Genomic DNA, 20,696 nt, shown 5'->3' on the forward strand with positions numbered 1-20,696 from the left:
TGGCAAGCAACAGGTAGGAAAATAGAACATAGAAGTACTGCAAGTGATGGAGTATAAAAATGTACAGTCTTACTTCTGTGCTTCTAGAGCTCTTTGTCGCTTAACGAATCGAACTCCCATCTCAAAGGCCTTTTCACAGTCGTGAGGAAACACTTCTTTTCGCCTTTTTGCTTTTTCTTCGGGATCAAATCTATCTGAAACATACTTTGAATAGTCATCAAACTGATATGTATCGGCACTATATAGTGATTCTGAGTATCCAAAGATTCTTTTCGTAAAATTTTCGTTTAGTTCTATGGTTTTTCTGAGACCGAACATATCGAAGTATTCTTCCTTTACCCCCATTGTGTAGATAAAACCAACAGGAGTGTTTTTCGGATAGAGCGAGGGCAGATTATCGGAATACGTCAGGTATGGAAACACATAGCGTTCCATAAACGACCTCATCTCACCTGTTGAGTTTCCAAGATAGATGGGTGAACCCAGGATCACTGCATCTGCATCTTTTAACTTCTCAAGCACAGGTGTTAGCTCATCCTTCATTGCACATTTTCCATAACTTTTTCCACCCTTTAATTTGCAGGAAAAACAACTTGTACAGCCTTTAAAGTTGAGGTCATAGAGATGGATTAACTCAACTTCTGCACCTTCAGAATTTGCACCTTCAAGAGCTTTTTCCAGTAGAGTAGCTGTGTTCCATTTCTTTCGAGGGCTTCCGTTTATTGCTATTACTTTCATGATTTTTACCTCTTTTTTAATTCTTCTAAATTAGTTTTTTAATATCTCAAAAAGACTTCAATATGGCACTGTCAAGTATACGGAGGCTGACATTTCATAAGTTCAACAATAGTTAGAGAAATTTCGTAATCCAATATGCCCACAGTACAAATATTTATAGTTCGAGATAATCTTTTAGAACTTATCATACCTAGAGATTAATATCTTACCTTGTTAATATATTAATTAGAAGAACTTTTGTAACAATGTATCCAATAAGTATGTATTGAGGAATTTTACGTGAAATCTGAAAAAGAGTCGAAGTCAAACGTAAATGAGTATGTTGAAGTATTTGGAAGTAAGTGGAATCTCCTTATAATATCACATTTGCGAGAAATACTCTTCGATACACAGAACTACACAAAAGAATGTATGGAATCAACGCTAAAACGATAACAACGTATCTCAGAAAGAACGAGGAAAGGCACTTTTTCCTGTTCTTGAGACGATGTCAGAATAGAGCAAAAAATCTCCTGGTAAAAATGACTAATAATGAAGAGACTCATAAAACAGAAATTAACTTTTATTTAAACTAAATACTAAAACTTTTGGGATTACGACAGTTCTCGATGATAAAATTAAAATGAATATGCAAGAAATGAAAAAAGTATCGTTATCTTCATCAAAAGTTAACTGCTTTACTAGAAAATAAATATCTTTTTTGATCCTTCTAGCTCCGATTCAAAACATTCTTGAGTCCGAAATTATTGATATTAGGATAATTGTCAATGAGAATTGGATTGACTCTGTATCCTTTTTATCCTTTCCTCCTTACAGGACTTTGCGTATATTTTTCCTTCGATATCGAGAGACTGTCATAACTGCGACCGTAGTTGAAGTCTAAGTAATTCTTTAATATGTGCGTGTGCATTTATTAACTTGCTAGAACTGGCTGAATCGTCAGTTAACAAAGCATTAAACAAGGAGTATGTGAAAATGCCACAGGAAAATAAAAACGATAAGCTTTATTACGTTATCATTGCGCTATCAGTTGTTCTGGTGCTGATGTCAGCAACAACATATGCCATTTCACAGAGTGGGTCCGAAAAGAATACGGAAAATACTCTTTCTGTTAGTGGATATGCTGAACAGAAAATTATCCCTGACACGGCAACATTGAATATCGGTGCTGTAGTTCAATCTGAAACTGCAAAGGAAGCGGCAGATAAAAATGCAGTTCTTATGAGCGCTGTAATAGCAGAACTCAAAGCAATGGGATTGCAGGACAAGGAAATACGGACATCCTATGTTTCCGTGTCCCCGGTATACAATTATGACGTGAACAATACGCAAACAATCAAAGGTTACTCTGCGTCCAACAGTGTGCAGATCACAACCAAAAATCTTGACAACCTGAGTGAGATCATTGACAGGTCTACAGCTGCCGGAGCTAATGATATTGGAAGCATTTCATTCTCGGTATCCGATGAAAAGCAAAAACAGCTTCGTGAAGAACTAATGAATGAAGCAGTGGCAGATGCATCCTCTAAAGCCACTACGCTTGCTAAGAGCCTGGGGACTGAGATAACCAGTGTGCATACTTTGTCTGTAAGTGAAAACAATGATTCCGGAGTAAATTACGAATACGATATGGCAACAACAGCAAAGGGAGCAGTGTCCACCCCAATTCAGCCAGGCGAATCTACTGTCTCAATGTCGGTACAGGTTATGTACCACATTAAATAAGGAATTCGGACTAAATAATTTAAGCACTGAAGTATATAATGATCAGAAGTTGCAGATAAAGAATGTTATTTGCAACTTCTCAGACCAATGCGCATTCTATTTATTATCTATCGGTTGATGCCTATGGTCTTCTCTTTTTACTTTTTATATATGATTTTCTGAGATTGCAATTTAATTGCAACAGAATGCAGCTAAAATAGGTAGAAAAAGTGTCCTTTAAAGATTCTCTTTTTAAGCACAGGAACGTAGAAACATAAAAAGTTAAAAAGTATTTTATGCTCCTCCAATGTTTTTAGTAAGGAACTTTCACGGTTGAGCTCTGAAGCCAATAGCATAAGACATCAAACTGCCTATGTACTTCATTTTACCTGCAATGAAAGTTATATGAAACCTTCTGTAAATATGACCGTATTGTCCTGGAAGTGACTAAATTTTACAGCAGGAGTTACAAATTATGAAGTTACAAGTTATGAAAAGCGAAGATACAAAGAAGTTATAAATTATGGAAAGTGAAAATACAAAGAAGTTACAAATTGCAATATTTGCTTCTCACACAGGAACCAATATGCAAGCGATTATTGATGCTTGCAGAAGAGGGGATTTGAATGGGGACGTATGTGCTGTTATAAGTAATAACTCAAATTCGCAAGCTTTGGAGAAAGCAAGAACATCGGGAGTTCGTGCATATCATCTAAGTAATAAAACACATCCAGAAGAAGATGAACTAGATGAAGCAATATATAAAGTACTAACTGAAAGTGGCACAAATATAGTCGTCCTTGCAGGATACATGAAAAAGATAGGACCTAAGGTTTTGAAACATTACAAAGGACGTATACTCAACATTCATCCTTCACTCTTGCCCAAATACGGTGGCAAAGGAATGTACGGAAGTAACGTACACAGAGCGGTTATTGATGCAGGAGAGAAAATTACAGGGGTTACAATCCATTTGGTAGAAGAGGAATATGATACAGGAAAAATAATTAGGCAATGTGAAATTGAAGTTCTAGAAAGTGATACAATAGATACCCTGTCAAAAAGGGTACTTGAAAAAGAGAACTCCTTCTATGTAGAAACTTTGAAACTAATAAGCGAAAACGAAATTAAATTGCAGTGATCGAAATGGCAGTGAGTTTGTTGTTGTTTATGTTATATTACTTCTGTCAGGTGGTCTTGTTCTGCAATATAGCTGTCACTGAGCTGATACTATCTCGCATGGTATTATTACACATAAGGTTTTCATTGTCTGCCTTAAAGGTCACAACGCCGTTATTTAATCCTGAACTACCTAACATATTTTACTGCCCAATTTATCGGTGCTGCTGCCAAAAGAATGTATCTGCATGAATTTGACTATCAAAATTCCTGAACTTCTGAAGTTCGAGACATTATTGCATGATATTTGTATTCATAATACATTGATTTTACAAAAGTAGCCTCAAAATTGTATTTTTCGGCTATTTTTTTTATTGCATTGGGGTTATGGGAAAAACCGAGAATGTCTTTTGGGTGATTGTTCAAGCTTGCAGATAACATAACTTTAAATTCAAAGCCAACTTTGCGTAAAATATTCAAGAAACCTGCGTTTTGTGAGAACAGCCCTATTTTCCATAATGGGTATAATCGGGGGTCCAGTATGTCGAACAACACAATTTTACCCCCTTTATTAAGGTAATTTGATGCATTAAAGATAAAACTGTCAATTTCCTGGGATGTCAAATATTGGACCACTCCAGCTGCGGTTATTCGGTCAAAGGAGCAATCAAGTTTCTCCCAGACAGTTTTGTCATCAGCCTGAATTAACGATATATTCCCATATTTTCTGTCCCTAACTTTTTTGCTTGCTTCATCAAGCATGGATGCTGAAAAGTCAACCCCTACAAGGTGTTCATATTCCGGCGCATAGTAAACCAGAAGTTCACCTGCACCGCATCCAAAGTCAAGCAGGGTTTTACCACCATCCAGATGGAACAGTTTTTCCTTAGCTTCCATGGAAATAAATTCCTCAGCTGAAGATCTATGGCCACCGTCTCTCCGATCTGCGAAAAATTCGACCCAAAAATCCTTTAATTTGGATACGTTTTTTTCATTCTCCCCGAACATAACTGCTATCCCAAATTTTACTTTTTTATATATTTTCCCAAATAATATTCCTAAAATGAGTTATTATTTTAAGGTTTATAAAGCTTATTCTGTGATTTAAACACAGTCTCACCACTTTTCTAATAGGAAAAGGTATGTTAACTAGTTATATCTTATTTAAAAGATTAATAATTTTTAATTTTCGTGTTTAACAGCTTATGTTCCTTTTTTTGTATTTAAACTAAATTAGTAAAACATAGTACGTTTTCATTTTTTATCAGAAAAAAATTGCAATTCTTTTCGTTAGCATCATACTTTGCAGCTATCTATATTAAGTATGACCTAAACTCAAGTTTGAGTCTAAATTGGGATATAATTTTTTTTAAAATCCATTATTGTCTTAATTATAGAAAAAGTAAAATAAACTCTAATTTAATAGCGAGTTTAAAAGAATCCTCTTTAAACTTATATTCTAAAGTTTGATTATTTCTTTAAAGTCCCTACAACAGGATAACCTTTTAATATTTTAGCTCCATGTGGTGTTTTGTCCATTTTTCCAGTAAGATCTGTCCCAGCATTGCATCCTTTATGACTGCCATTTTTCCAAAGATCATCATCAGAGACATCATAGACCTGCCCTTCATAGGCAACGTACGCGACCCCGTTTTTACCATTGTACTCTGCAAGTTCTTCAAGTGTATATTCTTTTGTTTTCGATTTATCAGTCACATTCTGCGTTTCAGTTGTATTTTGTCTCTCAATTGCCTTTTCTCCAGTTGGAGTAGATACTTCAATTGGAGTTACAACCTCTTCTGGAGTTCCAGTTTCGTTTGGAGTTCCAGTTTCGTTTGGAACTACAGGTTCGTTTCCTGAACATCCTATTGCGAGGAATGTGCTGAATAACAGTACCAATATAATAAGTGCTTTCCTCACTATTTCACCCATACAGTATAGTTATGTATCCTGAAATGATTTCGCAGATTCAAAACCAGTTGAAAGTTCAGTTAATAATACAAAAGCAAGCGATGAAAGTTCAGTTAATGATACAAAAGCAAGCGATGAAAGTTCAGTTAATGATACAAAAGCAAGCGATACGGAAATGAAAAGTTAAGTAAATTCTAGTATATTTCTAGCACATTATAGTTAGATAAAGTGGGATAAACTCAAAATCGAAGTAGAACGAATATAATGTGCTAAGAATTTGTAAATATTATTTTCTGCATATTTTATTGAATAATTTATAAAATTTTAATATATTGAGTAATTCTAATCACAATGATGAACACTAATTTGGAATAATTTTAATATCAGACGTTATCTTTTTATCATACTACTAACTAACCATTTGCCCGGAGAAATCATTTTTAATATATTAAAAAAGAATTTTCTTTCGTGGTAGCATGCTGCTCTTTGGACACATTGGTGTTACACTGGGGATATTTTTTGTATTCTCATATGTTGCACCACAGTTAAAGACTATCATAGACAAAAGATACCTAGCTATTGGAGCTCTTTTGCCTGATTTGATAGACAAACCATTAGGAATGATTGTTTTTGCATCAACCATTTCAAACGGACGTATGATAAGTCATACATTATTATTTTCCTTTACTATCTTCCTGATAGGCTTATACTTCTACGATAAAAGAAACGATATAGCAATTGTTTCCCTTGCTTCAGGTTCTTTTTTCCATCTTATGGAAGATCAGATGTGGAATACGCCAAATACCTTATTCTGGCCTCTGTTTGGATGGAGTTTTCCAAAAGATAATATTGCTGATGGAGTTGCATTTTTATTAATGCTATTTAAAAAATCTTTTACACTTAACTTTTCGCAGGGTTTTGCTCTTGACCACACTTTCATTCCAGAACTACTAGGAATGATAGTAATAGTTATTTTCACTTTAAATTGGTTAAAAAACAAATTGAGCAAAGCAAGCTCTGAAGATGAGGAAATAAAAAAAGAAATTACTAAAAAACCGACTATAGAAACAAACGTGCTTTATATAGCAGGTTTCCTGGTGTTTGGACTACTTTCTGTAAGAGCGATTATAGCACTTTAAGATTTTAACCGAGACTTATGGGATAAATAAGATACAAAACTTTCAAATTCAAGAACTAAAACCTAAATTTACTTATTTACTTATTTATTTACTTATTTATTTACTTATTTATGTACTTATTTAGTTACTTATTTATTAAAGTTTAGTATGTTTCAAATTTTATGCAAATTTGCTTTACTGCTTAGGTATGACTTTTCAGCATAAACTGATTTATCAATAAAATAGTAAATCTTGATTTTTGTGATGAAGAGTAACTATACAAGGGATTATATTTGCTTAATTTTACATACTATCTTCTCTGAATTATACTGTATTTTTTTCAATCATTGACTTTACAATAACATAAGAAGTAATTTCTATTTTTTATAAAAAATTGCTCTTTTTGTCAGAGTTTTTTCACAAATACCGCGTTTGCTTTCTCAGTCATTCCATAATAAAGGAATACGCTTGTTCGTATAGAGGAATGGAATATAAGCGAATAAATATAAAATTCGAAAATTTGAAAAGTATTTTATGTTCTGCCACTATCTTACTTAAAGAAATCGTGCAGTTAAGTTATAAGACCAGTAGCGCAAAATCCTGTATAATTATTTATGTTTTATTTTGCACAAACTCGAAGCTGCTTGATTCTAAAATTAATTTAAATCAACGATAGAAGTTAGAATTATTAAGTAACTGATGAGGTCTGATTAAAATGATCAAAAGAAGGAATATTTGCAAATGGATAATGCTTATCGTTTGTATTTCTTTCTTATTACTTGGTTCTGCAAGTGCAAATAATAGCGAATTAAATAACTCCGAATATAATGAAATCTCTGACCCTTCTATAAAGGAATTTGCAAATGATCCCTCGTTTATAGCATACAGGGGAACTCTACCGGAAACAATTGATCAGAAGTGGGAAAATTCAATTGCAAATTGTTGGTTAAATCTTACCCGAATGGGTCCGTCTTATTCCGAATTTGACAGTTCTATAAAAAGCGTTGCTGCCAGTGATGTAATAATAGTCGAATTGGGCTCTGCCTATAAAGGAAAAGTAGACGACTCCAAAATTAATGAAATATATCAGAAAATTGAGGATTACTGCAAACAGAAGGAAGGTATAAGTGAGGTTCCTGTAGTCTTTATGTGGGCCCATGATGAGGAGGATCTTCCATTACCGGATTATGGCCCTCAGATCTTTGAGGAAGTTAAAAATGAGTCCGGATTCATAGCCACTCGAGGAACAATGCCTGTGATTACAGATGCAAGTGAAAAAGTGGAATGGGGAGAAACAGCAGGAAATTGCATTCATAGTTTCACAGATGAACTTGATCATTATATGTTAGAAAACAGTGGACCAGTGGTTGGTTATGGCTATAACTATAGGGGATATATATTTGTGGAGTTTGATAAAAAATCTCCTGAAAATGTTAATGAGTCAATAATTGATGAAATTTATCTAATAATTGACGACCATAGTAAACAGGAAGGTGTAAGTGAAGTACCAGTAGTTTTTGAATGGGGAGAAGTGCCAAGACTTGATGATTTACCAGCAGATGAGATACCAGATGTAAACGAGAGTAATGGCGTCAACTTATCAGGTAATGAAGAGGAGACTACTGGTAATAAGACAGCAAATCAAATCCCTGGATTTACTTCAACGTTGTCTGTTTTAGGGATTTTATCATTACTAGTTTTCAAGCATCCATATAGATAAGGTCATTATTTCCCACTATACAGGTATTTCCCCAAAATAATAAGAAAAGTAACCGAAGAATAGCGTTAATAAGTATTGATATCTGGTCTTGTTTAAACGAAATGGTTAAGCCGGCGTTTTTATGATCACTGCAGAACAAAGCAACACTGATAACATATATATCCGAGAAGTTTCTTCTGAAAGTGATTTAGAAGAAAGCTTGAGGACTGTAAAGACTTCGTTCATAACTATAGCAAAAAATTTTAATCTTACCGAAAAGGATAATCCTTCAAGTCCCGCTTTTACTAATATTACTAAGCTTAAAGAAATGAAAGTAAACGGCGTAAAAATGTATGGTTTATATGTTGGAGCTAAACAGGAGGGTTTTGTGGCAATTGAGAAAGCAAAAGATGAGGTTTTTTATATGGAGAGACTAGCGGTTCATCCGGATTCGAGACACAAAGGCTACGGAAGAAATCTGATAGACTTTGTAGTTGAATATGCTAAACAAAATGGGGGGAAGAAAGTCTCAATTGGAATCATAAATGAGAATGAAAAACTAAAGAACTGGTATAAGAAATATGGGTTTAAGGAGACGGGCTTAAAAAAGTTTGAACATATGTCTTTTACTGTTTGTTTTATGGAAAAGGTTCTTCTATAAACACACGGAATCACTGGTTATTACTTCATCGGTGTTTCCCTTCCCACTTCACTCAAAAGGATTCTTTCTTATTCGCTTCTTCTGAACGCTACCTTTTCCCTGCAATGCTTGTGCAACTTCTTCGTGCCCTCTGCTTCGCTGCCCGAGTTCCGCTTCGGGAGCACGGTGTCTGTTTCGTTATTCTGTGCTTCGCTGCCCGAGTTCCGCTTCGGGAGCACGGCGTCTGTTTCGTTATTCTGTGCTCCGCTCAAACAGATTTATTTTTGGTTTATCTGTTTTCTAAATGCTATCTTCTCGCCGCAGTACTTGTGAAGTTTTTTCGTCCCTCCTGCTTCACTGACAATGGTAAGCATCGTCATAGGATCAAGAATTCGGGTTCCCATTACTGCAGTAATTCCCCTCTCGAAAAACGGAGCAGGATAAAGAGGAGCGCTTGGACCGAGCAGGACAACTTCCCTTGCTGCACCCCTTAGGGGAATCAGTTTATCAAAAGTCCTGTTGGCAAGAGTACTTGCACTGAGAATGATTACATCCGATTCAGGGAGAATTTCTCTGGCTTTTTCTGAGGACAAAGTCCGAATGTCAGGAGATTCGATTTCACGTTTTTCGAGGATTGTGAGCTTATTTGTTATTTTCAGGATTTTAGGGACAAGAGGACCAAAATATCCTACCATTGCAACCCTGTCTTCGGGCTTTATAAGATCGAGGATATCTATTTTTGATGGCGGGAAATTTTCAGGTTTGATGTCCCGCAGCATGTGAGAAAGAGCATTTGCAGTTGCAATTCCGACTGCGGCTTCAAGAGGATTTTCCGACAGGGCAAGTTCAAGCAATTTATCCGCAGTTTTACCTTTCAGAAAGCCTGAAAACCCAAGAGCAGGACAGCCTGAAAACTCGTAAAGTGGGGTGCAGGCAACACCCCCGTAGTTCTCTTGAAGCAGGACTCCGGTATAGGCAAGCCCGATCCTGACATCCTTTACTTCAATTTCCTTAAGATCAGGGCCCAGGTCGCTTTTAAGAGCATTCACCAGGGAGGGCAGAATTTCAGTTCCTTTTTTAGTTTTTTCCACTTTATTTATTTCCGCCTTATTTATTTCCGTCTTATTTATTTTCGCTGTATTTATTTTCACTTTATTTCTTTCCACTTTGTTTCCTTCCACTTTCAATCCATTTTTCCTATTCTTCTTTATTTGCCGAGAATTTTATTTTTTCGGAAGATTCCTTTTTGGTACGCTACTACTTTTTTTAGATTCTTTCGATTTTCGTTGTAAAGTCAAGGGGATTTGCGTAATAGGGAGCGCTTATAACGATAATGTCTACAAAAGGAGCGTATTCCGGAATCATGGATGCTTTAATTCCTCCCACTGCAAGTTCAAGCTTCGGATTGAGCTTTTTAAGTTCAGGCCCGATTTCCCGTAGCTCTTTCGGAGAAAGATGGTCAAGAAGCATAATATCCGACATTCCAACGTATTTAAACGCTTCATCTCTATTTCTGGGCTCGATTTCTATCTTTTTCATAGCCCTGAGTTTTCCAAGTTCTCCTGCAACTTCCAGATGGTTCTGGCTGATCTGGATGGAATCGCTTAGGGAGTTTCTATGGATGTCTCCTCCACCTGCACGGACGGCTTTAAGCTCAAATACCCGCGATCCGGGATGGGTCTTCCGACTTGTTGCAATGATAAAGTCAGGATTTACCTTTCGGCCTGCGTTTACCATAGAGGCTGTTTCTGTGGCAATTGCACACATAATGGTGAGGAAAGTTTGAGACACCCTCCAGAATCTGAACAGGAGTTTTATGTCTCCTTCGGCTTCTAAAATTGAATCCTCAGGCTCGAAAGCCTTTCCATCTCGAAGATAATTCCGAATTTTCAGGCCTTTTCTCTCATAATAATCTGCCAGGTCGCCGGCACAGGCACAGATTCCGCTTTCTCTTGAGATAATTCTCATTTTTCCCTTACCTTCAAGCTTGAGCAGCTCTGCGCTTTCATCCTGATAGGGACAATCTTCATAAAAATAAAGTTCAAAAAGGTCTATCATGTTTTGCCTCAAAATTTCCTTAACAAATTTATGCTTTTTTTCATTTTTCTTTACTGACGGTTTTTCGCATCAATCTAATATCAATTTCGTATCAATCTCGCATCAGTTTCGTATCAATCTCTTTGCTCCGATGCAGTTCGTTTTACTTCGGATTCTATTAAGTCTGACTCTGATTACTTTCCTCTTATAATCCTGACATTTACAGCTTTGAATAAGCGCAATCTTCTTTTCCGAACTCCTTAAGGATTGCTGGGAAAAACTCAGCTCCATATTCATGTATGAACTTCTTACGATATGTTTGAACATACATAACGCTTAATATAAGTTTTTATAAAAAAGTACAGGAGAATATAATTAAGAATTGTAGAAAAGTTTAGGTTGATTTCCAATTTAAAAATTTAAAAAGAAAGAAAGAAAGAAAGATTTAAATTCAATTTAAAGATCAAGCATTCTCTGCCTATACTTTTCCAATTCTTCAGTTCCTTTTTCTCTGGACATGCTGCTTGCTTCGTAAATTATGTAAGATGAAAGGACTTTCATTCCCATATATTCAAAAATGCAATGAGTTATTGACTCCAGATGCCTATTCAGATCTCCATGGGCTCCTTCCTCCGAATACATCGATTTCGGAGCTCCGGTAGTTGTAACAATCATTGCGGATTTTCCTTTAAAAAGCCCGGTATCGTAGGCACTATTCGTAACCGGGTTGAACCCAAATCCAGGTGCCAGGACGCGGTCGATCCAGCCTTTCATAATAGCTGGCATAAAAGTAAAATAAATAGGGAACTGGAAAATCAGAAGGTCTGCCCATTTCACTTTTTCCATTTCTTCCTTTATGTCAGGTGAAAAGGCCCCTGTCTTTACAGCTTTTATAGCTTCGAAAAAAGGGTTGAAGATTTCCAGGTTTTTCCTTTCAGGAAAATCCGAAGCTTTCAGAACAGGATGAAACTTCATTGCATAAAGATCTGAGAGCTTTACTTCATGCCCCTTCTCCTGCAGGGCAGCAAGGGCCGTATCCTTTAAAGCGCCATTAAAAGATTTCGGTTCCGGGTGTGCGTAAACATAAAGAACTTTCATTTCATTCTCCCCCAAGTTATATATTAAATTCATTTTCCGGAATAAAAAAGTAAGGTTACTTAACTTTTGATGCGACAGGAAATAAAGAACATGCTGAATCTATAGAATTAGTAAAATATGCATAAAATCAAGTTTTGAACGTAAATCTCATGCCTAACTCAATCCAGATTAAGACAACTAAGGACACACTGAAAATATTAAAAGATTCTATCCCATAATCAGCCCTCTTGAGCGAACGAAGTGAGCGAAAAGGGCACCGTCCTCCCGAGACGGGACTCGGGTGACGGGACTCGGGTGACGGGACTCGGGTGACGGAACTAGAAATTAGAGGGTTCCTTGGTTCCTTTATAGAGTTCCTTTAGTACTCTTTATTTCTTTACCTTCAATTTTTACAGCCCGTTTCATAGCATAGGCAAAAGCCTTGAAAAGAGCTTCGATCTTATGATGGTCATTATCACCATAGACACTCGCATGGATGGTAATTTTTGCATTTGAGGCCAGAGTTTCGAAGAAGTGCTTTACAAGCTGGGTGCTGAATTGTCCTACCTGAGGCGCTGCAAATTCGGCTTTCAGAACAAGATAGCTGCGTCCGCCTACATCCAGGGCAACCTCGGCAAGGGCTTCGTCCATGGGGATTCTGGCCTCTCCGAAACGGGCAGTCCCTGCCATATCCCCGAGTGTCTCTGCAAGCACTTTTCCGAGAACTATTCCTGTGTCTTCCACAAGGTGATGCTCATCCACGTACAGGTCACCATCCGCACGCACCTTGAGGTCAAATTCCGCATGCCTTGCAAAAGAAGTAAGCATATGGTCAAAAAACCCGATGCCTGTGTTGATATCGGCAATTCCAGTACCATCAAGGTTCAACTCAAGCTGGATATCAGTCTCTTTTGTTTTACGGGACATTCTGCCTGTTCTCATACAGCATCACATTCTCTTTAAATTTATAAATGCTTTCTGTCTGGCTGCGTGTAAATTCATTCTCTTGTAAATTCATTCTCTTGTAAATTCATTCTCTTGTAAATTCATTCTCTTGTAAATTCATTCTCTATGATTATCCGGCAAATTGAAGAAGCATAATTGAAAAAGTGTAATTATGAAGAAATCTCTGCCAGGAAACAAAAGTAAAATTTAATTTCACATTTCACTCATGTCGAATTGTTTCAATCGCTGCTTCAAGTGTGAACCTGCCTGTGTAGAGAGCACTACCTACTACAACTCCTGCAGCCCCGGTTTTCTTCAGAACCTGCAGGTCTTGAAGAGAACTTACTCCTCCAGATGCAATTACAGGAATGTTGACAGATTCCACAAGTTCTTTTGTAGGGATAGGATTTACTCCCTGCATAAGGCCCTCAGTATCTATATTTGTAAAAAGTAGGCTGCCTGCACCAAGTTCTTCAAACTTCCTGCCCATTTCTACAGGAGTTTGTGAGCATTCCTCAGTCCAGCCTTTGATGGAGATTTTTCCGTTTTTTGCATCCAGAGCAACGGTCACACGTTCACATCCAAAGGAGTTTGAAAGATGTTTTACAAGCTCCGGGTTCTGCAGTGCAGCAGTTCCGAGAATTACCCGCGAAATTCCAAGTTCAAGTAGAGAAGCTGCATCCTCAAAGCTCCGAATACCTCCTCCAACCTGAATCCGAATTCCTTTTTCTCGGCATGCATTTACTATTTTTTCAATGATAGGGGCGTTTTTACGCTCTCCTTCAATTGCTCCGTCCAGGTCTACCAGGTGCAGAGTCTTTGCCCCTTTTCTAACCCAGTCAAGGGCAGCTTCAACAGGATCGTCAAGAGACACAATCTCACTGCCAGGCACACCCTGCACAAGTTGAACACACTTTCCGCCCTTCATATCCACTGCAGGAATCACTTCAAAAACCAAAGTCACATCTCCGACATATCTTTGAGAAATCTCCTTTTATCTTTAAGAGATCTCACTCTACTAAATTTCCTTCTGTTAAATCGCCTTTTTGTTTGTCTTACCCGAAAAGCGCATTCTCCGGATTTTTCCCTTTCAGGGCATTATTCTTTCGATAGGCACGACAAGAACGTCACGAGCACCAACATTCTTCAGCTTGTTTACAATAGTAAAAATCAGGTCAGCATCCACAACAGCATGAACTGCAAGGATGGATTCTCCGGACAGTTTACTGGACTCAACCTTCATAACTGTCGGGCCTGACATTCCTGGAAGGACTTCTTTTACTGCCTGGAGGGAAGATTCGGGAACATTCATCATAAGATAACGCCGCTGCTTTGCATTAAGCACGCTTTCCAATGCAGTTTTGATGTCCAGAATTTTGTCCTTTGTCTTGAGGCTTTCTTTATTTGCAATCAAATAGACCGTTGAAGAAAAAACAGTGTCAATTGGCTTTAAATGGTTTATCATCAGAGTGGTTCCAGAGCTTGAGATGTCCACTATTGCATCAGCTATTCCCACATGTGGAGTCATTTCACAGGCTCCGCTGACCTTTATAACCTCAACATTGACTCCAAGCTTTTTGAAGTACTGGTGCGTGATTTCCGGAAACTCGGTTGCAATCTTTCGGCCTTCAAGATTTTCAGCTTTCTTAAAATCCGAGTCCTCAGGGACAGCCAGAACAAGGCTAGCCTTTCCGAACTTGAGGTCCAGGAGAGTTTCAACCTTTGCACCCCTTTCCGTAATCAGATCTATGCCTGTAATACCTACGTCCGCAGCCCCGTCCTGCACGTACTCAGGAATATCAGCAGCCCTGGCAAAGAGGATATGGATATCCGGATCGGTAGTTTTTGCGAAAAGTTTTCGACTTTCAGCCCCTCCACTTATAGGGAGTCCTGCATCTTTGAAAATAGAGATTGTGGGTTCGTAAAGGCGCCCTTTATTGGGTATTGCAATGCGAATCATCTGTTATGTCCTCTATAAATAATATGCCGGGAGGTATTTTCCCGGGTAAACTCATCAAAGTAAAAACGTTTATCCAGAATACTCTAGTATGATATAGACTTCACGGTAAGATCTCATAGAAGTTTTCTTCTAAGAGAGGCAAGTCTATAGATAAAAAGCCTACTCATTACGAATTAATTTGAGAACTAATCAGTAAACTTCCAGGATTGCAGGTAAAAAATCGTTTTTAGAAGGAATATTACTTTCAGTAATTAAGGTAGGGGAAAAATTATATATTCATAGTAATTTAATAGGGAATAGTTTTCAGAATATATGTAAGAATATTTTATTAATGTTAGAACAACAAAAGAATTAATCATAACAGAATGCTAAGATAGCAGACTGATGAGACAACTGACCGAAAAATAGTAAACCAATAACATTAACATTTAATAATAAAACTATTATCGATTTTGAAAAAAGAGGATCCAAATGGCCCGAAATATCAAAGTGGAGGAGCTCTTCCAGACCCCCATTGAGAAACAGAGGATAGAGCTTGTAGAACGCAAAGGGATAGGGCATCCTGATAGTATATCGGACGGACTGGCCGAAGCCGTAAGTCGCGCACTATGCAGGGAATACATAAGCAAATGTGGAGCCGTACTCCACCATAATACTGACGAAACCCAGATTGTAGCCGGGAGATCAAGTCCCAAGTTCGGGGGCGGAGAAATACTGCAGCCCATATATATTCTGCTTGTAGGCAGGGCAACAAAGGAGTTTGAAGGGGTAGAGCTTGCTACCGAGTCTGTGGCCCTACAAGCTGCCAGACGATATCTTAAGAATACCCTTGTAAATATGGATCTCGAAAGAGATGTCATCATGGACTGTAAACTCGGGACAGGGTCCTCAGACCTGAGGGATGTCTTCAAAAGAGACAGGGTTCCGGTTGCAAATGATACCTCGTTCGGGGTTGGTCATGCTCCGTTTTCCGAGCTTGAAAACCTCGTATATAACACAGAAAGGCAACTGCTCACAGACCTTAAGTCGCGCATGCCTGCAATCGGAGAAGATATGAAGGTTATGGGACTCAGGGATGGAGAAGATATAACCCTTACAATATGCAGTGGCATGATTGGGAGATATATTGACGACTTTGATAGCTATATAAATATGACTCAGGAAATGCAGAGGTACGTTGAAGATCTCGCTTTCAAGTATACTGAGCGCGATGTGAAGGTCTGCATTAACACCGGAGATAATTTGAAAACACAATGTGTTTTCCTAACAGTTACAGGCACTTCAGCTGAAATGGGGGATGACGGCTCGGTAGGGCGTGGAAACCGCTGCAATGGACTGATCACGCCAAACAGACCTATGAGCATGGAGGCAACCAGCGGAAAGAATCCCATTAACCACATAGGCAAGATCTACAACCTCCTCTCAACCCAGATGGCCCGTGATATTGTAAAGCAGGTTCCCGAAGTCCAGGATGTTTACATCAGGCTGCTTTCCCAGATAGGGAAACCAATTGATCAGCCACTCGTAGCAAGTGCGCAGGTTATCCCTAAAGAAGGCACTTCTTTTGCAAAGGTCAAAGCCGAAGCGGAGGTTGTTATGGATGACTGGCTTTCCAATGTGACAAAGATTACCGAAATGGTAATTAAGGGAGAATTGAACACTTTTTAAACAAAGCTAACATTGCTGAAAAGAACCCAAAAGTTCTTTTCATAACCCTTTTACTGTAACTGCTTTTGACTTTAGCTTATTCTTAATAAGAAACTGCTCATTTTTAGAACTGATTGTTTTCAGATTTAAATGCTCATTCTGACAGTTTTCCTGAGTGTGCTTTTCAGTTTAGAGCTAATTGTTTTTTTGGAGAAACAGGTTGTTTTTTAGAACTGGGAGAGTGATGCCGAACTATGGGAGCACTTTTTAGAGCTCTTGAGTATTCTTTAGAATTAGTAATGACGGAGGCTATAGAATGAACTTACGTATGTAAAATTTTCGTAAAAATGCCCCTATAGCCAATATCTAGCGTAAAACATATATATCATCACCATATATGAGATGGTGCACTCAAGCAGTGCAACAGTGGAACAATATACATTGTCCCGCCTTAACTCAGTGGTAGAGTGCGCGGCTGTAGTTCGGCTCGTGCGGGTAAAATTACTACCCGTACATTTCCGCGCAGGCACCGCGATGTCCCCGGTTCGAGTCTGGGAGGCGGGACCTGAAATAAAACCCAGAATCGAAAAGCTTCAACGGGAACATTTATATATTAAAAAAGCGTTTATGTTTTGCTCGCAACGCGGGCGAAAAACAATAGCAAAAGGCACCGAAGTGTCCGGATAGTGTAGAGGCCTATCATGGAGCCCTGTCGAGGCTCCGACTCGGGTTCGAATCCCGGTCCGGGCGTTATGGATCAATTTAAAGCTCGATTGACGCCAATCGAGCAAAATAAACCTTTTTTATAACTTATTTCTTTAAAATAATTCATTTTATACAAGTTTTTCTTAAAATTAGTTTGTAGGCAGTGCCTTCAACACAAATAAAAAAGTTTTTTATAAAGATTTCATATTCACAATATGAATCTTTTAACTCCTGAAAATATCATTATTCTTTTTATTTCCACTATAAGCTTGACAATAATCTTCTTGCTTATCACTAACGCTTATTTTTTCAGAGAACTTCATCATCTGAAAGTAATATTTTCCTACACACTGAACACGATTAAAAAACTAGATCCTGAATTCGGAACTGAATCACACATTGAGAAAATGTTAGCCAAATTCGATAACGAAAAATAAAACGAAATTCTTCTCAATTTATGTGTTAAATTAAGTGAACTCAGTTCCAAAATCTAATGGTAAATAATCAGAAATTGATGTAAATAGACCACTTGTTTTGTCCATGTATAACGGTGGAGTAGGAAGTGGGAATTCCAATCACTACGGAGACCACGCTGTTACATGTAGGGGTTATAAAAAAGTGGGTTCAAATGTTTATGTTTACATACATGATGGGTGGGATACAAAGATTCATTATATTACTTTTGGAAATTGGGATGATGTAGCAGCAACGAGGGTGAGGACTTAATCACCCGATATAACTTTTTTGGGATAGGTAACTATGGATCTCTCACGAGTTAATACAAAATTAATAATTATATTATTGTTAATTTTTATCGCTTCGATACTTTATACTTTCAATGCAAAGTATAGTGAAATACATCCCGAAGAATATCTTGACAATATTAGCAACAATTCAACAAATGCTGACTTGCATTCTGGAGAGCCAGTAAAAAAAAATCTTGATAATATTGACAATAATCCAATAGATGTTGAGATCTACCCAGGAGATTCAATACAGAATGCAATCAATTCTGTAAATTCCGGTGGTACCGTTATTGTTTACCCAGGATTATATAAGGAAAATTTGGTTGTAGACAAACCGCTGAAGGTTATAAGCTCAAATGAAGGAGAATCCACATATGCTGTTATTCAGGCGGCTGACCCTGAAAAAGATGTATTCCACATAACTGCGGATAATGTGACAATCAGCGGCTTCAATATAACTGGGTCACAGGGTAAATCTGGCATATATTGTAGTGGGTCTGATGGCAACATAACTGGAAATAAACTAAGTCATAACAATTATGGAGTTTGCCTTAATGATTCAAATAGGAACATCCTGGAAAAGAATGAAGTGAATAACAATTCACTTGGAATTTATCTAAAAAATTCTGATAACAACCAATTAAGAAATAATGACATTTTAGGTGTTGGAATATTTGCTGGATCAGAGAATAATGCAACAGGAATTTATCTTGAAGAGTCTGATGATAATAAATTAATGAGTAACACCGTATCGAAGTTATTGGACGGTGTGAGATTCATTAAATCTTCTTATAATGAGCTAAATAATAACTCAATTTTATATAACTATTTCAGCCTTAGTCTCGTTAACTCAAATAATAATAAAGTTTTGAATAATACTATTGTGAGACGTGGATATTCATATTCGGTTAATCTTGTCGATTCTCAAAATAACACATTAAAAGGTAATATTGGAGATTCGAATACTGAATTTAGAGTAATATATGACGTTTTAAACAGTACAAATATCGCTTTAAACAGTGCAAATAATACATTGGAAGGTGAGATACTTAATGCAGGTGAACCACGAACCATATAATTAAAGCCTAAATTTGACATAAACACTATAGCGATTATTATGCATGAAAATACCACGATACAGATAACAAAGAAAAATAGAGATGAGCTGCACAAAATCGGTTCTATGGGTGATGATACAATAAAGTTATTGAAGACCTGATAAACGAACATAAAGAGCGTGAATACAGATTAAAGATAGACCGAATTGCGGAAGAAGCAAAAAAACACTTTAAAGAACACCGTGAAGAATACGTGAGCGTGGATGACCTTTAAAGTCTTCATTAACGCAAAAGTTCTTGATGGCCTGCCACAAGGTAGAAAAAAACAAGTTGCTGAAGCTTTAAAAGATCTAAAAAACGGGTTTCAGGGCGGTAATAAGTGCAGAATAGAAGGTTATAAAGAAGATGTGTACCGCCTTCGAATCGGGAATTACAGGGCGTTCTATGCCGTTGATTTCGAAGAGAATGCAATTGTTGTTTTTGACATCCTGACACAAGAGCAAGCCCATAAGAAGTACGACCGCCTGTAATTCTCACTTTCTACTTTTCTGAAAAAAATGTGGATTTGCACTTACATGATGAAGCAATTTTAGGGATTCCGTTGCAAAAATTTGACTGTTATACAAAATAAGTGAAAAACTTCACAATTAGAAAAAGTTACTTATTCTGGTTCCGTTGCAACAATCCAATTTTTCAGGATACTTCAATATACGAACTCTTTGAGATAAAAAGTTTGTATTTTATCCCTGATAGAATATGCATAGATCTACAAAGCGAAATTATTTTGGGATAAAACACTTAAATTCCCCTTCTAAGAATTCCCCACTCAGTAAGTCTCTTTTCAATATCTCTCATTTCATAATCTGTAAAACTTAAACTCTGGTAGTGCCTCAATGACGTTACTGGGTCGTGTCCCTGTCTACTGTAAATTTCAATTTCCGGTATTCCGGCTTTAAGCATCCATGACTCTATTGTTTTCCTGGGAGTCTTCGGGCCGACTTTCGGGCTTATATCTGCTTTCTCAGACCACCTGCTAAGGTTATCCCACCAACTTGTACGATCCGGTGGTCTCCTGCCTTCCTGAAATGCCTTAATCAGATATGGAAAAGTAGTGGGAAGTTTGTCAATAGTGCGCTTTGGTGCTTTCTGTTTGACCTTCTTGTGGGCTTCCTTTGGGAGTATTATTTGATTCCTGCTCTCAATGTACCAGGATGGATTATAATATAATCTTTGTAATTCGACATAGCGAAGCCCCGTAATTGTGTTAAGCTCAAAGATAGGCTTAAACTTTGCAGGTATCGCCTTAACAAATCGATCATACTCTTCGACAGTTAACACTTTAGTGCCGTCTGCTGTTATTAATCCATATTCTATAAAAATCCCTTCAAAAAGTAGTATACCAACGTTCCATAAATAAGTTGGTGTTTTTTATACTTTATCTTCTAAATCAGTATTAAAAAGATACTTGATTTTTACTTGCGGCTGTCGTTTTTGCTTTGTCGTTATAATCAGAAATACCAACGTTCTATGAAAACGTTCATATTAAGTAAATGCACAAAATCTGTGTATAAGTAAACAGAGAATTTACAGAA

20 protein-coding genes and 2 tRNA genes are annotated in these 20,696 nt (G+C 37.4%); 10 read left to right on the forward strand and 12 right to left on the reverse strand.

What is annotated here, in order from left to right; genetic code table 11:
* Positions 1-69: 69 nt before the first annotated feature.
* On the reverse strand, positions 70-738 hold the full coding sequence (locus MSBR3_RS11715; protein ID WP_048108334.1) for a flavodoxin family protein: 669 nt from the start codon (positions 736-738) through the stop codon (positions 70-72).
* A 975-nt stretch (positions 739-1,713) separates the two neighbouring features.
* Here MSBR3_RS11715 and MSBR3_RS11720 point away from each other — a divergent pair.
* Both MSBR3_RS11720 and purN read left to right on the forward strand, forming a co-directional pair.
* Positions 1,714-2,463, forward strand: a complete 750-nt coding sequence (locus MSBR3_RS11720; protein WP_048108335.1) for an SIMPL domain-containing protein — start codon at positions 1,714-1,716, stop codon at positions 2,461-2,463.
* Between the two features lie 502 nt (positions 2,464-2,965).
* Positions 2,966-3,583, forward strand: a complete 618-nt coding sequence (gene purN / locus MSBR3_RS11725) for a phosphoribosylglycinamide formyltransferase (RefSeq protein WP_048108337.1) — start codon at positions 2,966-2,968, stop codon at positions 3,581-3,583.
* A 46-nt stretch (positions 3,584-3,629) separates the two neighbouring features.
* Here purN and MSBR3_RS21480 read toward each other — a convergent pair whose 3' ends face one another.
* From MSBR3_RS21480 to MSBR3_RS21640, 3 genes are all read right to left on the reverse strand, one after another.
* On the reverse strand, positions 3,630-3,761 hold the full coding sequence (locus MSBR3_RS21480; RefSeq protein ID WP_268989081.1) for a hypothetical protein: 132 nt from the start codon (positions 3,759-3,761) through the stop codon (positions 3,630-3,632).
* Between the two features lie 61 nt (positions 3,762-3,822).
* Positions 3,823-4,569 (reverse strand): class I SAM-dependent methyltransferase, encoded by a 747-nt coding sequence (locus tag MSBR3_RS11730; RefSeq protein WP_048108338.1) that lies wholly within the window; start codon positions 4,567-4,569, stop codon positions 3,823-3,825.
* A 462-nt stretch (positions 4,570-5,031) separates the two neighbouring features.
* The gene (locus MSBR3_RS21640; RefSeq protein ID WP_196296946.1) at positions 5,032-5,493 is read right to left on the reverse strand and encodes a cytochrome b5 domain-containing protein; all 462 of its coding nucleotides are present in this window, start codon (positions 5,491-5,493) and stop codon (positions 5,032-5,034) included.
* Positions 5,494-5,948: 455 nt separating this feature from the next.
* Here MSBR3_RS21640 and MSBR3_RS11740 point away from each other — a divergent pair, with 455 nt between their 5' ends.
* From MSBR3_RS11740 to MSBR3_RS11750, 3 genes are all read left to right on the forward strand, one after another.
* Positions 5,949-6,611: a metal-dependent hydrolase gene (locus MSBR3_RS11740; RefSeq protein ID WP_080942288.1), complete on the forward strand. Its 663-nt coding sequence runs from the start codon at positions 5,949-5,951 to the stop codon at positions 6,609-6,611.
* Between the two features lie 694 nt (positions 6,612-7,305).
* A complete protein-coding gene (locus MSBR3_RS11745) occupies positions 7,306-8,310 on the forward strand; it encodes a hypothetical protein (RefSeq protein ID WP_048108339.1) in 1,005 nt (334 codons plus the stop codon).
* A gap of 121 nt (positions 8,311-8,431) precedes the next feature.
* Complete coding sequence (locus MSBR3_RS11750; protein WP_048108340.1) at positions 8,432-8,950, forward strand: GNAT family N-acetyltransferase; 519 nt, start codon at positions 8,432-8,434, stop codon at positions 8,948-8,950.
* Between the two features lie 68 nt (positions 8,951-9,018).
* On the opposite strand, the gene MSBR3_RS11755 is transcribed toward MSBR3_RS11750, so the two are convergent.
* The 7 genes from MSBR3_RS11755 to hisG all read right to left on the reverse strand — a co-directional run bounded on the left by MSBR3_RS11755 (position 9,019) and on the right by hisG (position 14,948).
* Positions 9,019-9,201, reverse strand: a complete 183-nt coding sequence (locus MSBR3_RS11755) for a hypothetical protein (RefSeq protein ID WP_048108342.1) — start codon at positions 9,199-9,201, stop codon at positions 9,019-9,021.
* Positions 9,202-9,207: 6 nt separating this feature from the next.
* On the reverse strand, positions 9,208-10,020 hold the full coding sequence (locus MSBR3_RS11760; protein WP_230627414.1) for a Rossmann-like domain-containing protein: 813 nt from the start codon (positions 10,018-10,020) through the stop codon (positions 9,208-9,210).
* Between the two features lie 175 nt (positions 10,021-10,195).
* Positions 10,196-10,987 (reverse strand): beta/alpha barrel domain-containing protein, encoded by a 792-nt coding sequence (locus MSBR3_RS11765; RefSeq protein ID WP_048108345.1) that lies wholly within the window; start codon positions 10,985-10,987, stop codon positions 10,196-10,198.
* Positions 10,988-11,422: 435 nt separating this feature from the next.
* The gene (locus MSBR3_RS11770) at positions 11,423-12,064 is read right to left on the reverse strand and encodes an NAD(P)H-dependent oxidoreductase (protein ID WP_048108347.1); all 642 of its coding nucleotides are present in this window, start codon (positions 12,062-12,064) and stop codon (positions 11,423-11,425) included.
* Between the two features lie 345 nt (positions 12,065-12,409).
* Positions 12,410-12,985 carry an imidazoleglycerol-phosphate dehydratase HisB gene (gene hisB, locus MSBR3_RS11775; RefSeq protein WP_048108349.1) on the reverse strand — a complete coding sequence of 192 codons (576 nt, stop codon included), beginning with the start codon at positions 12,983-12,985 and terminating at the stop codon, positions 12,410-12,412.
* 223 nt (positions 12,986-13,208) lie between these two features.
* Positions 13,209-13,946 (reverse strand): 1-(5-phosphoribosyl)-5-[(5-phosphoribosylamino)methylideneamino]imidazole-4-carboxamide isomerase, encoded by a 738-nt coding sequence (gene hisA, locus MSBR3_RS11780; RefSeq protein WP_048108350.1) that lies wholly within the window; start codon positions 13,944-13,946, stop codon positions 13,209-13,211.
* A 132-nt stretch (positions 13,947-14,078) separates the two neighbouring features.
* Positions 14,079-14,948: an ATP phosphoribosyltransferase gene (hisG, locus tag MSBR3_RS11785; protein ID WP_048108352.1), complete on the reverse strand. Its 870-nt coding sequence runs from the start codon at positions 14,946-14,948 to the stop codon at positions 14,079-14,081.
* Between the two features lie 471 nt (positions 14,949-15,419).
* Here hisG and MSBR3_RS11790 point away from each other — a divergent pair, with 471 nt between their 5' ends.
* The 5 genes from MSBR3_RS11790 (at position 15,420) to MSBR3_RS11815 (ending at position 19,634) form a co-directional block, all read left to right on the forward strand.
* Entirely contained in the window at positions 15,420-16,616 is a 1,197-nt protein-coding gene (locus MSBR3_RS11790; protein WP_048108354.1) for a methionine adenosyltransferase, read from the forward strand.
* A gap of 424 nt (positions 16,617-17,040) precedes the next feature.
* A tRNA-Tyr gene (locus tag MSBR3_RS11795) sits at positions 17,041-17,159 on the forward strand.
* A 113-nt stretch (positions 17,160-17,272) separates the two neighbouring features.
* Positions 17,273-17,345 (forward strand) — tRNA-Asp (locus tag MSBR3_RS11800).
* A gap of 714 nt (positions 17,346-18,059) precedes the next feature.
* Positions 18,060-19,124: a right-handed parallel beta-helix repeat-containing protein gene (locus MSBR3_RS11810; RefSeq protein ID WP_230627416.1), complete on the forward strand. Its 1,065-nt coding sequence runs from the start codon at positions 18,060-18,062 to the stop codon at positions 19,122-19,124.
* Between the two features lie 243 nt (positions 19,125-19,367).
* Positions 19,368-19,634 (forward strand): type II toxin-antitoxin system RelE family toxin, encoded by a 267-nt coding sequence (locus tag MSBR3_RS11815; protein ID WP_048107882.1) that lies wholly within the window; start codon positions 19,368-19,370, stop codon positions 19,632-19,634.
* A gap of 268 nt (positions 19,635-19,902) precedes the next feature.
* Here the strand turns inward: MSBR3_RS11815 and MSBR3_RS11820 are convergent, their stop codons facing one another.
* Positions 19,903-20,442: a site-specific integrase gene (locus MSBR3_RS11820; RefSeq protein ID WP_230627418.1), complete on the reverse strand. Its 540-nt coding sequence runs from the start codon at positions 20,440-20,442 to the stop codon at positions 19,903-19,905.
* Between the last annotated feature and the right edge of the window lie 254 nt (positions 20,443-20,696).

This window comes from Methanosarcina barkeri 3 (assembly GCF_000970305.1).
Classification (GTDB): domain Archaea; phylum Halobacteriota; class Methanosarcinia; order Methanosarcinales; family Methanosarcinaceae; genus Methanosarcina; species Methanosarcina barkeri_A.

Excerpts from the sequence above, each read along its gene's own strand:
- MSBR3_RS11740 (WP_080942288.1), top strand. The coding sequence starts at position 5,949 with ATGCTGCTCTTTGGACACATTGGTGTTACACTGGGGATATTTTTTGTA.
- MSBR3_RS11730 (WP_048108338.1), bottom strand. The coding sequence starts at position 4,569 with ATGTTCGGGGAGAATGAAAAAAACGTATCCAAATTAAAGGATTTTTGG.
- MSBR3_RS21640 (WP_196296946.1), bottom strand. The coding sequence starts at position 5,493 with ATGGGTGAAATAGTGAGGAAAGCACTTATTATATTGGTACTGTTATTC.
- MSBR3_RS11810 (WP_230627416.1), top strand. The coding sequence starts at position 18,060 with ATGGATCTCTCACGAGTTAATACAAAATTAATAATTATATTATTGTTA.
- hisB (WP_048108349.1), bottom strand. The coding sequence starts at position 12,985 with ATGAGAACAGGCAGAATGTCCCGTAAAACAAAAGAGACTGATATCCAG.
- MSBR3_RS21480 (WP_268989081.1), bottom strand. The coding sequence starts at position 3,761 with ATGTTAGGTAGTTCAGGATTAAATAACGGCGTTGTGACCTTTAAGGCA.
- hisG (WP_048108352.1), bottom strand. The coding sequence starts at position 14,948 with ATGATTCGCATTGCAATACCCAATAAAGGGCGCCTTTACGAACCCACA.
- MSBR3_RS11815 (WP_048107882.1), top strand. The coding sequence starts at position 19,368 with ATGACCTTTAAAGTCTTCATTAACGCAAAAGTTCTTGATGGCCTGCCA.
- MSBR3_RS11715 (WP_048108334.1), bottom strand. The coding sequence starts at position 738 with ATGAAAGTAATAGCAATAAACGGAAGCCCTCGAAAGAAATGGAACACA.
- MSBR3_RS11720 (WP_048108335.1), top strand. The coding sequence starts at position 1,714 with ATGCCACAGGAAAATAAAAACGATAAGCTTTATTACGTTATCATTGCG.
- MSBR3_RS11770 (WP_048108347.1), bottom strand. The coding sequence starts at position 12,064 with ATGAAAGTTCTTTATGTTTACGCACACCCGGAACCGAAATCTTTTAAT.
- MSBR3_RS11765 (WP_048108345.1), bottom strand. The coding sequence starts at position 10,987 with ATGATAGACCTTTTTGAACTTTATTTTTATGAAGATTGTCCCTATCAG.
- MSBR3_RS11750 (WP_048108340.1), top strand. The coding sequence starts at position 8,432 with ATGATCACTGCAGAACAAAGCAACACTGATAACATATATATCCGAGAA.
- purN (WP_048108337.1), top strand. The coding sequence starts at position 2,966 with ATGGAAAGTGAAAATACAAAGAAGTTACAAATTGCAATATTTGCTTCT.
- MSBR3_RS11790 (WP_048108354.1), top strand. The coding sequence starts at position 15,420 with ATGGCCCGAAATATCAAAGTGGAGGAGCTCTTCCAGACCCCCATTGAG.
- MSBR3_RS11745 (WP_048108339.1), top strand. The coding sequence starts at position 7,306 with ATGATCAAAAGAAGGAATATTTGCAAATGGATAATGCTTATCGTTTGT.